Source organism: Microbacterium sp. CH12i, from assembly GCF_000685355.1.
Lineage (GTDB): Bacteria > Actinomycetota > Actinomycetes > Actinomycetales > Microbacteriaceae > Microbacterium.
Map to the genome: position 1 here is coordinate 304,211 of NZ_JHET01000010.1, position 13,481 is coordinate 317,691.

Annotated in this window: 14 protein-coding genes and 2 pseudogenes; all 16 read right to left on the minus strand. The window is 65.5% G+C overall.

Annotated elements, in window-relative coordinates:
• Positions 1 to 155: 155 nt before the first annotated feature.
• The 16 genes and pseudogenes from DC31_RS13565 to DC31_RS13640 all read right to left on the minus strand — a co-directional run bounded on the left by DC31_RS13565 (position 156) and on the right by DC31_RS13640 (position 13,443).
• Positions 156 to 442, minus strand: a pseudogene (locus tag DC31_RS13565) (HU family DNA-binding protein).
• A 303-nt stretch (positions 443 to 745) separates the two neighbouring features.
• Positions 746 to 1,570, minus strand: a complete 825-nt coding sequence (locus tag DC31_RS18800; protein ID WP_036280868.1) for an endonuclease domain-containing protein — start codon at positions 1,568 to 1,570, stop codon at positions 746 to 748.
• A gap of 322 nt (positions 1,571 to 1,892) precedes the next feature.
• On the minus strand, positions 1,893 to 2,198 hold the full coding sequence (gene rpsN, locus DC31_RS13575; protein ID WP_036280870.1) for a 30S ribosomal protein S14: 306 nt from the start codon (positions 2,196 to 2,198) through the stop codon (positions 1,893 to 1,895).
• Between the two features lie 2 nt (positions 2,199 to 2,200).
• Positions 2,201 to 2,371: a 50S ribosomal protein L33 gene (gene rpmG, locus DC31_RS13580; RefSeq protein WP_036280872.1), complete on the minus strand. Its 171-nt coding sequence runs from the start codon at positions 2,369 to 2,371 to the stop codon at positions 2,201 to 2,203.
• A complete protein-coding gene (rpmB, locus tag DC31_RS13585) occupies positions 2,371 to 2,607 on the minus strand; it encodes a 50S ribosomal protein L28 (protein WP_036280873.1) in 237 nt (78 codons plus the stop codon). The genes rpmG and rpmB overlap by 1 nt, the downstream gene beginning before the upstream one ends.
• A gap of 127 nt (positions 2,608 to 2,734) precedes the next feature.
• A complete protein-coding gene (locus tag DC31_RS13590; RefSeq protein WP_036280875.1) occupies positions 2,735 to 3,394 on the minus strand; it encodes a DNA-3-methyladenine glycosylase in 660 nt (219 codons plus the stop codon).
• Between the two features lie 4 nt (positions 3,395 to 3,398).
• Positions 3,399 to 4,973 (minus strand): hypothetical protein, encoded by a 1,575-nt coding sequence (locus DC31_RS13595; RefSeq protein WP_235201519.1) that lies wholly within the window; start codon positions 4,971 to 4,973, stop codon positions 3,399 to 3,401.
• Positions 4,963 to 5,754 (minus strand): TIGR03943 family putative permease subunit, encoded by a 792-nt coding sequence (locus tag DC31_RS13600; protein ID WP_036280877.1) that lies wholly within the window; start codon positions 5,752 to 5,754, stop codon positions 4,963 to 4,965. The genes DC31_RS13595 and DC31_RS13600 overlap by 11 nt, the downstream gene beginning before the upstream one ends.
• Complete coding sequence (locus DC31_RS13605; RefSeq protein ID WP_051607041.1) at positions 5,747 to 6,712, minus strand: permease; 966 nt, start codon at positions 6,710 to 6,712, stop codon at positions 5,747 to 5,749. Before DC31_RS13605 ends, DC31_RS13600 begins: the two co-directional genes overlap by 8 nt.
• A 68-nt stretch (positions 6,713 to 6,780) precedes the next feature.
• Complete coding sequence (locus DC31_RS13610) at positions 6,781 to 7,200, minus strand: Fur family transcriptional regulator (protein ID WP_036280881.1); 420 nt, start codon at positions 7,198 to 7,200, stop codon at positions 6,781 to 6,783.
• A gap of 9 nt (positions 7,201 to 7,209) precedes the next feature.
• Positions 7,210 to 8,100 (minus strand): metal ABC transporter permease, encoded by an 891-nt coding sequence (locus DC31_RS13615; protein WP_036280883.1) that lies wholly within the window; start codon positions 8,098 to 8,100, stop codon positions 7,210 to 7,212.
• Positions 8,097 to 8,951, minus strand: a complete 855-nt coding sequence (locus tag DC31_RS13620) for a metal ABC transporter ATP-binding protein (protein WP_235201520.1) — start codon at positions 8,949 to 8,951, stop codon at positions 8,097 to 8,099. The genes DC31_RS13615 and DC31_RS13620 overlap by 4 nt, the downstream gene beginning before the upstream one ends.
• Positions 8,948 to 9,910, minus strand: a complete 963-nt coding sequence (locus DC31_RS13625) for a metal ABC transporter solute-binding protein, Zn/Mn family (protein WP_036280885.1) — start codon at positions 9,908 to 9,910, stop codon at positions 8,948 to 8,950. Before DC31_RS13625 ends, DC31_RS13620 begins: the two co-directional genes overlap by 4 nt.
• 59 nt (positions 9,911 to 9,969) lie before the next feature.
• Positions 9,970 to 11,306, minus strand: a pseudogene (locus tag DC31_RS13630) (dihydrolipoamide acetyltransferase family protein).
• A 44-nt stretch (positions 11,307 to 11,350) separates the two neighbouring features.
• On the minus strand, positions 11,351 to 12,331 hold the full coding sequence (locus DC31_RS13635) for an alpha-ketoacid dehydrogenase subunit beta (RefSeq protein WP_036280887.1): 981 nt from the start codon (positions 12,329 to 12,331) through the stop codon (positions 11,351 to 11,353).
• The gene (locus DC31_RS13640; protein ID WP_051607043.1) at positions 12,328 to 13,443 is read right to left on the minus strand and encodes a thiamine pyrophosphate-dependent dehydrogenase E1 component subunit alpha; all 1,116 of its coding nucleotides are present in this window, start codon (positions 13,441 to 13,443) and stop codon (positions 12,328 to 12,330) included. Before DC31_RS13640 ends, DC31_RS13635 begins: the two co-directional genes overlap by 4 nt.
• Between the last annotated feature and the right edge of the window lie 38 nt (positions 13,444 to 13,481).

Consider the following 13,481-nt stretch of genomic DNA (forward strand, 5'->3'; position numbering starts at 1 on the left):
CGCGCGTTTCGCCCGTAGTGCGGACGGTGCGAGGGCCGGGAGAAGTCACCCCTCCAGCCTATGCTTGCTGCGTTGTGAGAAAGCACGTGGAGAAAGCACGTCTGGAGAAAGCACGAAGGCCGCCCCCGGAGGGACGGCCTTCGAAAGGAGCTGTCTTACTTGACGGCTGCCTTCAGCTTGGAACCAGCGGTGACCTTGACGCGCTGGCCGGCCGGGATCTTGATCTCGGCGCGGTCTGCGGGTTGCGGCCCGTGCGGGCTGCGGTGTCGACACGCTCGAACGAGATCCAGCCCGGGATCGAGACCTTGCTGCCCTTGGCAACGGCGTCGGAGACGGTGCCGAAGAGAGCGTCGAGGACACCGGAGACGGTGGCCTGGCTCTGGCCAGTGGCGCTTGCGATGCTTGCGACGAGCTCGGTCTTGGTGATGGACTTGTCAGCCATGTGATCCTCCAGCGACGAAGTGTCGCATCAGTTGGTGGTTCGGGTGGCGTACGCCCCCGTGGTCGAGTGACCGCCTCGAATGTATCAACCACCACCCACATTTCCGCGTCATTTCGCGGGTTTCGGTGTTTTTCTGCGCGTGTCGTGTCACTTTAGTCACTCCAGTCACAGATTTTGGGGTTCCCGCCCGCGCCCTCGGGCGGAGAACGCAGCGTTGGGCGGAGCATCCTGGGCACAACCTCCGCCCAAGCGTGAGAACTCCGCCCAACGCGGCGGGCGGAGTCACGGATGCCGGAGGCAAGATCACGCTGCGAGGTGCAGGCGCTGTGCCACTGCAGCCATGATCAACGACTGAACCTCGGGCCAACGCTCGAACAGCTGCTCGTAGCTCACCCGAATGACGTGGTAGCCGCGTAGCTTGAGCGTCGCGTCGTGACGAATGTCGCTCGTGCGCTGCGCGCCGACATGATGTCCACCGTCGATCTGCACGATGAGGCGGTCGCCGATGAGACAGTCGACGCGGTGTCCGTGCACCCACGCCTGCGGGAAGATCGGAATTCCCAACCAGCGCAGACGAGCGAGGAAGATCGTCTCCGTTCCAGCATCCGCGAAAGGCTGCGCATCGGCGGCGAGACGTCGCGCGGCGGGAGGTAACGGCACTCTCCGCAGCATCTCCAGGTCCAGCATCCCCTTGTTCAACGCCGATTCCCAGACTGCGAGTGCCGCCTCGTACGGTTGGCATTGGGCCACGAGGATCAGTGCGTTCTCCAGCGAGTCCTCGCAAGAGTCCGGGTCACGCGGGAAGGTCGGCATGTTCCAGTGGATCGTGCCGCGAGCGACACGGGCATGCCCAGAATTCGGTGGTGCAGCCACATGCGGCTCCGCCGAATCAAGCACCCACAAGTCTTTGCGCGCGGCGAGAGTGACACAGCTGAGCACGACACCACGCCGGGCCGCGGCGACGAGCATGGCGTCCGCTCCCGCGAGTGCCACCCACCCGCGACAAACGGAGCGAAGATGCCCACGCTCGCGCGCAGTACGCAAGGCATACGCACTGACGCCAACACGACGCAATGTATCGATGCGAGCAACACCGTCTCGCTTCTGCAACTCCAGGATCGGGTCCATCCTTGAATACTCGATCTTTACGCCGACGCCCGACTACCGCCGAAGCGTGGTCGGTGCACAACTGCGCTCGCGCCGGATATGTGCAGAAGCAGTCACGCGGCTGTCCGGCTCACCGGCATCGGCGGAGAACGCAGGCATGGGTGGAGCACGCTGTGCTGGGCGGGCCCGCGCCCTTGGGCGGAGAACGCTGCGTTGGGCGGAGCATCATAGGCATAACCTCCGCCCAAACGTGAGAACTCCGCCCAACGCAGCGGCGCGGCGCCGGCGGGCACGCGAAAGGGGCGAGGTTCCGAAGAACCTCGCCCCTTTCAGAAAGCGTTGCTTACCAGCTGGACTTGGTCACGCCGGGCAGCTCGCCACGGTGTGCCATGTCACGGAAGCGCACGCGTGAGATGCCGAACTTCGTCAGCATTCCACGGGGGCGGCCGTCGATGGCGTCACGCGAACGCACGCGAACCGGCGACGCGTTGCGCGGCAGCTTCTGCAGGCCGAGGCGAGCGGCCTCGCGGGCCTCGTCGGTCGCGCTCGGGTCAACCAGGGTCTTCTTCAGCTCGAGGCGACGCTCTGCGTAGCGCTCAACAACAACCTTGCGCTGCTCGTTACGAGCAATCTTGCTCTTCTTCGCCATGTTTAGCGCTCCTCGCGGAAATCGACGTGCTTGCGGACGACCGGGTCGTACTTCTTCAGCACGAGGCGGTCGGGGGTGTTACGACGGTTCTTCTTGGTCACGTACGTGAATCCAGTGCCTGCCGTCGAACGCAGCTTGATGATCGGACGGATGTCCTGAGACTTCTTAGCCATTAGAGCTTCACACCCTTCGCCTTGAGGTCCTTGACGACGTTCTCGATGCCACGCACGTCGATCACCTTGATGCCCTTAGCGGACACGTTCAGGGTGATCTTACGGCCGAGCGACGGCACGAAATAGGTCTTCTTCTGCACGTTCGGGTCGAAGCGTCGCTTCGTCCGGACGTGCGAGTGTGAGATGGTGTGACCGAAACCGGGAACAGCTCCTGTCACCTGGCACACTGCTGCCATGTGATTACTCCTTCATTACCGTGAGACCGGACGGCCTCACCCAAGATCCCTTGTCTGCGCGCCGCCCTTTGAAAAAACTCAGGGACCACGGCACACGAACTGCGCACAGGAGTGTGCACAGACTCCATCAGTTTAGCACGGATGCTTCCCGTGCCCCGCGCCCCCATCGAAACGGCGACACCGTCCGATCGCCGGGAACCCAGAACCGCCAGGGGAAGGCGCCAGTCCCTGCCACTCCAGCTACTCCGACGCGCGGCCCGCTTGCGACCTCGGCGAGCGGCTCGCCGAGCCACAGCTCCGCACGGGCACCGGCCAACTCTTGTCCTGTGACCGCGTCGATGCCGTCATGCATCGGATACCGCAGCCCGATTACCTGGCCGAGTCGGCCGGGACCGCGCGCGAGATCGCGCCCACTCCGGCGGGATCGTGCGGTCGCAGCATCCGCCCCTCCGATCACCTCACCGGCACGCAACAGCACACCACCGGCCACACCCTCGGGCCCGCATACGACGTTCACGCACGAATGGATGCCGTGGCTGAGGTACACGTAGAGATGCCCAGGCTCGCCCCACATCGTGGCGTTCCGGGCAGTGAGTCCCATCCGCGCATGCGATCCGGGGTCTGGCAGTTCGCCAGTATCGCGCCCGTGATACGCCTCGACCTCGGTAATGCGTAGTCGCACCTCGATCTCATCGACTGTGGTGCGAAGTTCCGCCCCGAGCAGCCGAGGAGCGACCTCAAGCGGCAACCGTTCGAGGTCTGCTCTCGTCGCGCGTCGGTGCGTCATGTTCTCAGAATCCGGGCGCCATTTGGCACCACGAGACGTCAAAGCCGGTGAGTACGACCAACTCTTTGCCCGAGCGCAGGTCCATGAGGTGCGTCTGCAGAGTCTTCGGTAGAGGCATGTGCATGTCGTCGTAGGCGTTCTCGATCAGCTTCGGCGCGACGGTGACCGCGGCGTACTGTCCGCTCGGCGAAGCGCACGCCTGAAGAATCGCATTGCCAGCTACGACTTCGAGGAGCGGGGTCGCCGTGCCGTCGTCGTCGACGCGGAGGGTCGCCTGTCCCGTGGGCAGACCGGAGGGATCGCGCGCGACGACGTGACGCAGGGTACCCCCGGGGTACGGCGTGATGGTGGTCGCGGGCCCGTAATCCGGAACGGATGCCGAAAGCTGCATCTCTGAACCATCAGCGAGGTTCAGCTCGATCGTGCTGCCATCCGCACGTTCGATGATGGCGGTGTAAGTGCCGCGCGAGACGCCGAGCAGGCGCATCGCGATGCCCAGGTTCTGCGGGCCGGCGTCACCGGCGCGGTCATCGAGCGACAGCGTGCCGGCAAAGTCGATGAACACGACAGCGGCGGAGTCGGGTACGAACTGCCACTCTGCGATGCTGGCTTCTTTGCCGCCAATCGCGACGATGTGCGGTTCATCATTGCCAGTGATCGACTGCGTGACGAGCACGCTCGCTCGGCCACTGGTTTCACTGATCTTGCGGTCGGAATAGGTATAGGCCACTAAGCCGCCGCGGTCGGAAACCTGCACGGTGCTGACCAGGCCGTCGCCGGGCAAAGGTAGTTCGCGCTCGTTTTTCCCGTCGCGATCCATCACCAGGATCTTCGACGTATCGCCGTCCTCGACCGCGACGACGAGGTGGGTGCGCGTGGCCCGATAGTCGTTGATGCGCGCGTGGGTGAAGACGGGCACTCCGTTGCCGGAGAGATCGGTGCGGAAGATCGTGTCGTCGTCTGCCGTGCGGTTGAGCAGGAAAACCTCGGCGGCGGGGGTCGCAAATTTCGTCTCAAGGTTGGATGCCGGTCCCCCACCGGTTCCGATGACACCGGCGACGCTGACCGTGTAGTCGGTCGCGTCGTCAAGTGGAACGGTGAAGCGAATACCAACGTTTCGGCCGGCCGCGTCGACAGTGAAAGGCGCCGCCGGTTCCACCGTGACCTGTGCGGCATCGATCTCTTGCAACGACTGATTTGCCGTCAGGATGACGCGGCTGCCGGAGACATCAATGGCCTCGGCAGGGTCGACCTGCACTTGGCTCAACCGCGGCCCCTGGAAAAGACTGACGATACCGAGCCCGGCGACGACGAGGACGAGAACTGCGATGACGGCGAGCAGCGAGTAGAGAAAGCGGCGATTCTTGGGTGCGGATGGTGTGGCAGGCTCAGGCGCTTCGACAGGCGCAGGGACCGAGCGTGCGGGCTCCGCGACAGGCGGGACGGCTGGAACGTCGATCGGCTCAGCGGCCGGAATCTCGGGGACCTTCTTCGCCTCGACCGCGGCTTCAGTCGCCGCGCGCGCTGCCCTCGCCTCAGCACGCGTGCGCGGCGCCGCGTTCGGATCCTCAGTACTCATAGGGATCCCCTGGCTCGTCGATCGCGACAACCGATGTCGGCACGACGCGCAACGACCCGTCGGCATCTGCCTTGACGGTACCGGTGACCTCAACCCACTGACCGGTACCGTACTCGCTCGCGTCGATGCTGACGGGCACGGTGGCGGGTTGCGCGTCGATGACACAGTGCGTGATGATCATGCGGGTGAGGTTCACGGCATCCGCATCGCCGCCAGGGGTGACGAACCCGGTCAGAGTGACGGTAGAGCCGTCGTAGGCCTCTGGCCGCGTGGCCGTTGCGAACACGCTCGACCACTCGCCAATCCCAAAGGTCGTCGTATCGGCGACACCGAGGGTGGGGACGTCGGCTCCTGCGAACAATGCACCTCCGGCATCCGCGCGTGACATCGCCAGCTCTACGGACAACGATGCCGGTGGTAGTACGAGGGCGGCGACGACGACTCCACTCGCGAGCACGCCCGCCGAAATGGTGCCGATGACCGTCAGCGAACGGCGGCGGGATGCCGTGGCATCCACAGCGTCACCAGCCGGAGCCTGCCCGTGATCATGTCCGTGATCCAGTTCTTCGCCGAGCGGTAGCGTGCACGACCAGATTGCTCCAGCAAGCACGACGACGGCTCCTGCGCAGGCGAACCAGATCGACTCAGGGCTGATGTAGAGCGTCAGCTGGCCAGTGACGGCGAGCCCGAGCGTCACGACCGAGATGGTGACCGCGAGGCCAAGGCCGAGCCAGCGCGAAGCGAGGGTCCGCGAACGGGAGAGTGTGTGGTTCTCAGCCAAAGACGTTCACCCCGATCCCGATCGCGAAGGCGCTTGCCAGCACCACAGCCACGACGCCCACAAGTGTGCGGGCGGTGAAGGTGGTGCGCAGCAGCGCCAGCATCTTGATGTCGACGAGCGGACCCACCAGCAGGAAAGCGATCAGCGCGCCCGAAGAGAACGTCGAGGCGAACGAGAGCGCGAAGAAGGCATCAACGTTCGAGCAGATCGCGACGGTCATCGCGAGTGCCATCATCGCGACGATCGACAGCACCGGGTTCGATCCGATCGACAGCAGCACGTCGCGTGGGATCAGCACCTGCACGGCCCCGGCGAGCGCCGAGCCGATCACAAGAGCAGGCATGACCGCGCGTAGTTCAATGAGGAACTGCGTCAGGCTGCGACGGGTGGGTGAGCCGTGCTCGTGCGACACGCGCTCGCAGGTGGCCGTGAACTGCTGCGTGAGCAGGGCATCCGGCGAAGGGTGGCGGCTGTAGATCCAGCCAATGAGGTTCGCGATCAGGTAGCCGCCGACGAGACGAGCGACGAGGATCCCGCCGTCCCATCCGAAAGCGGCATGGGTGGTGATGATCACGATCGGGTTGACGATGGGGGCGGCCATGAGGAAGGTCATCGCCTCAGCAGGCGCAAGCCCGCGCATCATCAGCCCCCGGGCGAACGGCACGTTGCCGCACTCGCACACCGGAATCAGCATCCCGAGCAGCGACAGCACCGCGCGGCGCGCCCATCCCTGCCGGGGCAGCCAGCGGTGGATGAGGTCGGGCGGCAGCCACACCTGAACAACGATCGACAGCACGACCCCGAGCACCACAAACGGCAGCGCCTCGATGAGCACGCTGAGCGCGAGCGTCAGCCCGTCCTGTGCGCGATCGGGAAGAGCGTCCTGGAACAATGCAGGCGCGAAGCGGTCGATAAGGAAGAGCACTGCGAGGATGACGATGCCCACAGCGAGCGCAATCCACGGCGAGTGCGGGGCGCGGTCACCGTGACGCTCAGCGGCCGTCTGGCGTGTCGAGGTACCGGTGATCACTCGGAAACGGTTTCCCCGGCCGCCGCGCGCCGGTCAGTGCATGCCGTGCACAGCCCGAAGATATCGACGACGTGCTCGGCCGCGCTGAAGCCGTGCAGCGAGGCGGTGCGATGCGCCCATGCCTCGACGTCCTTCGCCTCGATCTCGACGGTCAGTCCGCAGGATCGGCAGATCAGGTGGTGATGGTGGCCCTGGGTCGAACAGGCACGGTAGAGAGCCTCCCCCTCGGGGCTCTGCAGCGAGTCGGCATCGCCGGCCGACGCAAGCCCGGCGAGAGCCCGGTACACAGTCGCGAGACCAATGCCGGTGTTCTCTTCGCGGAGCGTGGCGTGCAGGCTCTGCGCGCTCACGAAACCATGCGCATCGGCGAGCGCGTCACGCACTCGCTCGCGCTGCCATGTGTTGCGCTGAGCCATGTTCCGAGTCTAGGCCGAGAGGCTAGTCGACGGCTGGGAGGAGCGGCGCACCCGGTTGCGTGCGCGTTGCACAACCCAGCATCCGGCGTAGATGAGGAACGAGATCGTGGTGATGTACGGGCTCACCGGGAGCGTGCCGGCAAGGGCGAGCAGGATGCCGCCCACCGCCGACACAAAGCCGAACAGGGCAGCCAGCAGCGGGACGGTGAGCGGTCCTGCGGCGACGCGCATGGCCGCAGCAGCAGGAGTCACCAGCAACGCCATCACGAGCAGCGCACCGATGATGTGCACGCTGACCGCGACAATAAGGCCGAGCAGGACCATGAACGCGAGGCTCAGCGCCCTGGTCGGGATGCCGCGGGCACTGGCTGCGACCGCGTCGAGGGAGTCGAACCGCAGCGGGTTCCACATCAGCAGCAGTCCGATGAGCACGAACGTGCTGATACCGATCAGCCAGCCGAGGTCGGGGCTCGATACCGAGACGATCTGCCCGGTGAGCAGGCTGAAGCGGTTCGCACTGCGCCCGTCATAAAGCGACAGGAACAGGATGCCGAGGCCAAGGCCGAACGGCATCAGCACACCGACGATCGAATTGCGGTCGCGCGCTTTGGACCCGAGGATTCCGATGAGGATCGCGGCGAGCAACGCGCCGCCGAGCGAGCCCGCGACCACACTGCCGCCGAACAGCAGTGCCGCCGCGGCACCCGCGAACGACAGCTCGCTGACGCCGTGCACGGCGAAGGCGAGGTCGCGCTGCATGACGAAGACGCCGATCAGTCCGCCGACGATGCCGAGGACGGCGCCCGCAATGATCGAGTTCGCGAGCAGGGCAACGAGCGCGCCGTAGTCTTGGAAGGAGAAGACGTCGTTCCAGTTGACGGTCTGCCAGAGGGCGCTCATGCGCCATCCCCCAACTCGTGGTGGTCGTGGCCCTCGCCCTGGTCGGCGTGGTCGTGGTGCGGTTCAGCATCCGGGATTCCGACGACGACGAGTCGTCCGCCGGCGCGCAGCACGAAAACAGGCGTGCCGTACAGGTCGGTGAGGACCTCGCTGCGGAGCACTTCCTCCGGCGTCCCGAGCACGAACCGGCCACCGGCGATGTAGAGGATCCGGTCGACCCGGTCGAGAATCGGGTTGATGTCGTGAGTGACGAAAAGCACCGCGGCGCCGCGTTCTCGCCGTTGCCGGTCGATGATCTCGGTCACGCCCAGCTGGTTTGCGAGATCGAGGTTCGACAGCGGCTCATCGCAGAGGAGAAGCATCGGGTCATCAGCGAGAGCCTGGCCGACACGGAGCCGTTGCTGCTCGCCACCGGAAAGCAGGCCGACTCGGCGGTCGGCGAAGTGCGCGGCGCCCACACCTTCGAGCAGCGCGTCGACGCGGGCGCGGTCGCCACGGCGCGGGATCGGCAGTCCGAAGCGGGTGCCGTTCACACCGAGCGCGACGACGTCGCGGGCGCGCATGCTGGTGTCGGGAGGAAGCGGGCGCTGCTGCGGAATGTACCCGATCCGCGAGTTACCCCGGTGCACGGCAGCGCCGGCGACTCGGATGCTGCCCGCACTAAGCGGCTGCAGCCCGAGGATCGCCCGCATCAACGTCGTCTTGCCTGATCCGGATGGGCCGAGCACAGCGATGAACTCGCCGGGCTCAACCGTCAGGTCAAGACCAGACCACAGTTCGCGGTGGCCACGGTGAAGCGCTGCACCCTTGATTTCAAGGACCGGGGTGCGCGCCAGCTCGCCTGCGCTCACGGGTGGAGTGCAGCGGCGAGGTTCTGGATCGCGTCGCGCATCCATTCAGCGTACGACGATCCGTCCTCAATTAGCTCCGTAAAGGCGACGACGGGGATGCCGGCGGCCGAGGCCGCATCCTCGACGCGCTGAGTCTCGGCGCCACCGGTCTGTGCGTTGGTGAGCAGCACTTTTACCTCGCCGCTGTCGATCACATCGAGCGCTTTGAGCAGCGTGGCTGGTGCGACGTCATTGCCTTCCTCTACGGCTTCGGCAAAGCCATCGGGCGTCACGTTCGTGAGGCCAGCGGCTGTCGCGAGGTAACCGGGAAGCGGCTCGGTGATGAAGGTGCCAGCACCGTTGGCCGCGGTCGCGAGGGTCTCGAGGTCGGTCTCGAAGCCTTCGAGTTCGGCGATGATCTCATCGGCAGAAGCCGTGAAGTCGGCTTCTCCGGCCGGATCGATCTCGCTGAGCTCTGCGGCGATCCCCTCAACGACGTGGATCATCGTGTGCGGGTCGAACCAGATGTGCTCGTTGAAGCCCTCGACGTGGTCATGACCCTCGTGCGCACCTGACTCTTCGGCGTGGTCGTGCTCGGCGCCGTGCCCCTCGTTGCCTGGGTAATCATGCGAGAACTCAACCGCGGTGAGCACATGAGCATCCGAGCCGTCGAGCAACGTATCGATGAACGCGTCGTAGCCACCACCGTTTTCGATGACGAGGTCGGCTTTCGTGACGCTGAGTCGGTCGCGAGCGGATGCCTCGTAGGAATGCGGGTCCTGGCTCGCGGAGTCGATGATCGAGGTCACCTCGACACGATCGCCGCCGATCTGTGCGGCCAGCGAACCGTAGACATTCGTGGATGCGGTCACCCGAATGAGCCCGCTACCCGAGCCGCCCGTCGCAGGGTCAGCCGCGCATCCCGCGAGGACGAGCAGGGAGACGGATGCGAGCGCAAAAGCGGCAACGGATTTCTTCACGTTGCGACTCTACACGCTAATGATAACCATTCTCAACATGGCGCTGTGCCGCGGCTGTTTCACTCGACGAGCAGCGCCGGCTCTTCCAAGATGCTGGCGACGTCGGCGATGAAACGGCTCATGCCGTCGCCGTCGACGACGCGATGGTCAAACGATCCGGCGACCGTAGTGACATAGCGCGGACGCACCTCACCGTCGACGACCCACGCTTCTGGCTGATCGTTCCCATCGCTACGATGCCGGCCTCGCCGGGGTTGATGATCGGGGTACCCGCATCCATCCCGAACACACCAATGTTCGTAATGGTGATCGTCCCGCCATGCTGATCCGCCGGAGGCGTCTTGCCCTCGCGCGCGGTGAGCGTGAGGCGATTCAGCGCCCGCGCGAGATCTTTCATGTTGAGGTCCTGAGCGTCCTTGATGTTGGGGACGAGCAGGCCGCGTGGCGTCGCCGCAGCGATGCCGAGGTTGACGTAGTGACGAACGGAAATCTCCGCGCCGTCATCCGTCTCGACCCACGCGGCATTCACCATGGGGTTGCGGCGCACGGCCCAGATCACGGCGCGCGCGACGATCAGCAGCGGCGACACCCGAATGTCGGCGAAGTCAGGCGACGCCTTCAAACGCTTCACGAGCTCCATCGTGCGCGTCGCGTCGACCTCTTTCCAGACCGTCACGTGCGGTGCGCTGTAGGCACTCTGCACCATCGCCGAAGCGCTGACCTTGCGTACGCCCTTCACCGGGATCGACTCGGTGCGTGAAGGGTCGGATGCTCGCGCCTGACTCGGGGCGGTTCCGCGAGCAAGCCCCACCGGCGCACTCTTCGGTGCGGGCACGGTCTCTTCGCGCACGGTTCCCCACTCTGGGGTCTCGATGTTGCGGAAGACACTCTCCTGCGAGGCGCTCTTCACGACGTCGTCGCGCGTCACTTCGCCGTCGGCGCCGGTCGGGGTGACCGATGACAGATCGACGCCCAGGTCGCGGGCAAGCTTGCGGATCGGGGGCTTCGCAACGACGCCGACCGAGGACCGTACCGGACGCACTGCCGGGCGAGTACGGCGAGAAGTCGCACCGGCGCCGGTGCCGTAGCCGACCAGGACTGCGCCGCCCGCTTCTGTGCCCGGAGCAGCCGGCGAAGCGGCGGCAGAAGCCGTAGCATCCGACACGAAACTGATGATCGGGGCACCAACCTCTACGGTCGTCCCCTCGGCGACGAGCAGCTCGCCGATGACACCCGCATACGGCGACGGCAGCTCGACGAGAGATTTGGCGGTCTCGATCTCGACGATCACGTCGTTGATCGCGACAGTGTCGCCGGCGGCGACCTTCCAGGTCACGATCTCCGCCTCGGTGAGGCCTTCACCGACATCAGGAAGATTGAAGTTCTGCGTGCTCATTTTTTGGTGCCCTTCGACAGGCTCAGGGAGCGGATGGGTGTGGGTCAGTAGGCCAGTGACCTGTCGACGGCCTCAAGAATGCGATCGGCATCTGGCAGGAAGGTGCCCTCGAGCTTGGCGGGCGGGAACGGGGTGTCATAGCCGGATACGCGCAGCACCGGCGCCTCGAGGGCGTAGAACGCGCGCTCCATCACGGTCGCAGCGATTTCGCTGCCGAGGCTGGTGAACCCGTGCGCTTCTTGGGCGTAAACCATCCGGCCGGTCTTGCGTGCCGAATCGAGGATGGGGCCATAGTCGACCGGCGACAGCGATCGCACGTCGACGACCTCGCAGCTCGTGCCTTCACCGTCGGCGATCGCGGCGGCCTCGAGCAGGGTCGTCACCATCGCGCCGTGGCCGACGAGGGTCACATCGGTGCCGGTGCGCACCACACGAGAGGCGTGCAGGGGCACTGCGGACTGCTCGAGATCGACCTCACCCTTCTGCCAGTACTTGCTCTTGGGTTCCATGAAGATGATCGGATCGTTCGATCGGATCGCCTCCTGGATCATCCAATACGCGTCGTTCGGCGTTGATGGCGAGACGACTCGAAGGCCCGGCGTGTGCGCGAAGTACGCCTCCGGACTTTCCTGGTGGTGCTCGACCGCACCGATGTGCCCGCCATAAGGGATGCGGATCACGATCGGCATCGTGATCGTGCCCTCGTGCCGGTTGGTCAGCTTTGCCAGCTGCGTGGTGATCTGGTCGAACGCGGGGAACACGAACCCGTCGAACTGGATCTCGATAACCGGACGGAATCCGGTCATAGTCAGCCCGATTGCGGTGCCCACGATTCCGGACTCAGCGAGCGGGGTATCGAGCACCCGCTTGTCGCCGAAGTCGCGCTGCAGGTGCTCGGTGATGCGGAATACACCACCGAGCTTTCCGATGTCCTCCCCCATGAGCAGGACGCGCGGGTCATCTTCCATCGCCTTGCGGAGGCCGGCATTTAGTGCCCTGCTGAAGGGCATTGTCTCGAGCGTCATGCGTGAGCCCCCCCATTCTGCGTGGGAGCCTCGAACGACGACTCGTACTGGGCGCGCCATGCGCGCTGCTCGTCGATCAGCGGATGCGGCTCGCTGTAGACGTGATCGAAGATCTTTCCCGGGCCCGGCGATTCGAGCGCCAGGGTGCGGACGCGGAGGTCTTCTGCGGCATCGGCAGCCTCGGCATCCACATCGTCGAAGAAGGTGCCTGCCGCGCCCTTGCCCGTAAGGAAGGCGCGCATGCGCGTGATCGGGTCGCGAAGCGCCCACCCCTGCTCTTCGTCGCTTCCGCGGTACTTGGTCGGGTCGTCGCTGGTGGTGTGCGCGCCAACCCGGTAGGTGTCGGCCTCGATCGCCCGCGGACCTTTACCGGCGCGTGCATCGTCGAGGGCAACGCGCGAGACTGCGTAGCTGGCGAGCACGTCGTTGCCGTCGACCCGGATGCTCTCGATGCCGTAGCCCGCGCTGCGCTGAGCGAATGGAACACGCGTCTGCGTCGCCACCGGAACCGAGATCGCCCACTGGTTGTTCTGCAGGAAGAAGACCGTCGGCGCCTGGTAGCTCGCGGCGAACACCATCGCCTCGTGCACATCACCCTGGCTGGACGCACCATCGCCGTAGTAGACGAGCACTGCCGCGTCACGCTCGGGGTCACCCGAGCCAGTCTTGCCATCGAAAGTGAGGCCCATGGCGTAACCGGTGGCGTGCAGCACCTGCGAGCCGAGCACCAGCGTGTACAACCGCGTATTGCCGTTCTTAGGATCAGTCGGATCCCAGCCGCCGTGCGTGACACCGCGCATCAGCGAGATGATGCCCACCGGGTCGACGCCGCGAACGCGGGCGACGGCGTGCTCACGGTAGGAGGGGAACAGGGTGTCTTGCGGGCGCGCAGCGCGGGCCGAGCCCACCTGGGCGGCCTCCTGCCCGCGGCTCGGCGGCCAGAGCGCCAGCTGCCCCTGACGCTGCAGGTTGGTGGCCTGCGTATCGATGGCACGGATGACGACCATGTCGCGGTAGAACTGCTCGAGCTCTCTGTCACTGATCGCATCAAGCAACGGCAGGTACTGCTCGGCTGCCGGACTGGGCGCGAAACGACCGTCCGCTTGCAGCATGCGGACGATATCGGGCTCTGACGAGGTCACCGTTCTAC

Excerpts from the sequence above, each read along its gene's own strand:
- DC31_RS13590 (WP_036280875.1), bottom strand. The coding sequence starts at position 3,394 with ATGACGCACCGACGCGCGACGAGAGCAGACCTCGAACGGTTGCCGCTT.
- DC31_RS13610 (WP_036280881.1), bottom strand. The coding sequence starts at position 7,200 with ATGGCTCAGCGCAACACATGGCAGCGCGAGCGAGTGCGTGACGCGCTC.
- DC31_RS13615 (WP_036280883.1), bottom strand. The coding sequence starts at position 8,100 with ATGAGCGCCCTCTGGCAGACCGTCAACTGGAACGACGTCTTCTCCTTC.
- rpsN (WP_036280870.1), bottom strand. The coding sequence starts at position 2,198 with ATGGCGAAGAAGAGCAAGATTGCTCGTAACGAGCAGCGCAAGGTTGTT.
- DC31_RS13595 (WP_235201519.1), bottom strand. The coding sequence starts at position 4,973 with ATGAGTACTGAGGATCCGAACGCGGCGCCGCGCACGCGTGCTGAGGCG.
- DC31_RS18800 (WP_036280868.1), bottom strand. The coding sequence starts at position 1,570 with ATGGACCCGATCCTGGAGTTGCAGAAGCGAGACGGTGTTGCTCGCATC.
- DC31_RS13635 (WP_036280887.1), bottom strand. The coding sequence starts at position 12,331 with ATGACGCTCGAGACAATGCCCTTCAGCAGGGCACTAAATGCCGGCCTC.
- rpmB (WP_036280873.1), bottom strand. The coding sequence starts at position 2,607 with ATGGCAGCAGTGTGCCAGGTGACAGGAGCTGTTCCCGGTTTCGGTCAC.
- rpmG (WP_036280872.1), bottom strand. The coding sequence starts at position 2,371 with ATGGCTAAGAAGTCTCAGGACATCCGTCCGATCATCAAGCTGCGTTCG.
- DC31_RS13640 (WP_051607043.1), bottom strand. The coding sequence starts at position 13,443 with ATGCTGCAAGCGGACGGTCGTTTCGCGCCCAGTCCGGCAGCCGAGCAG.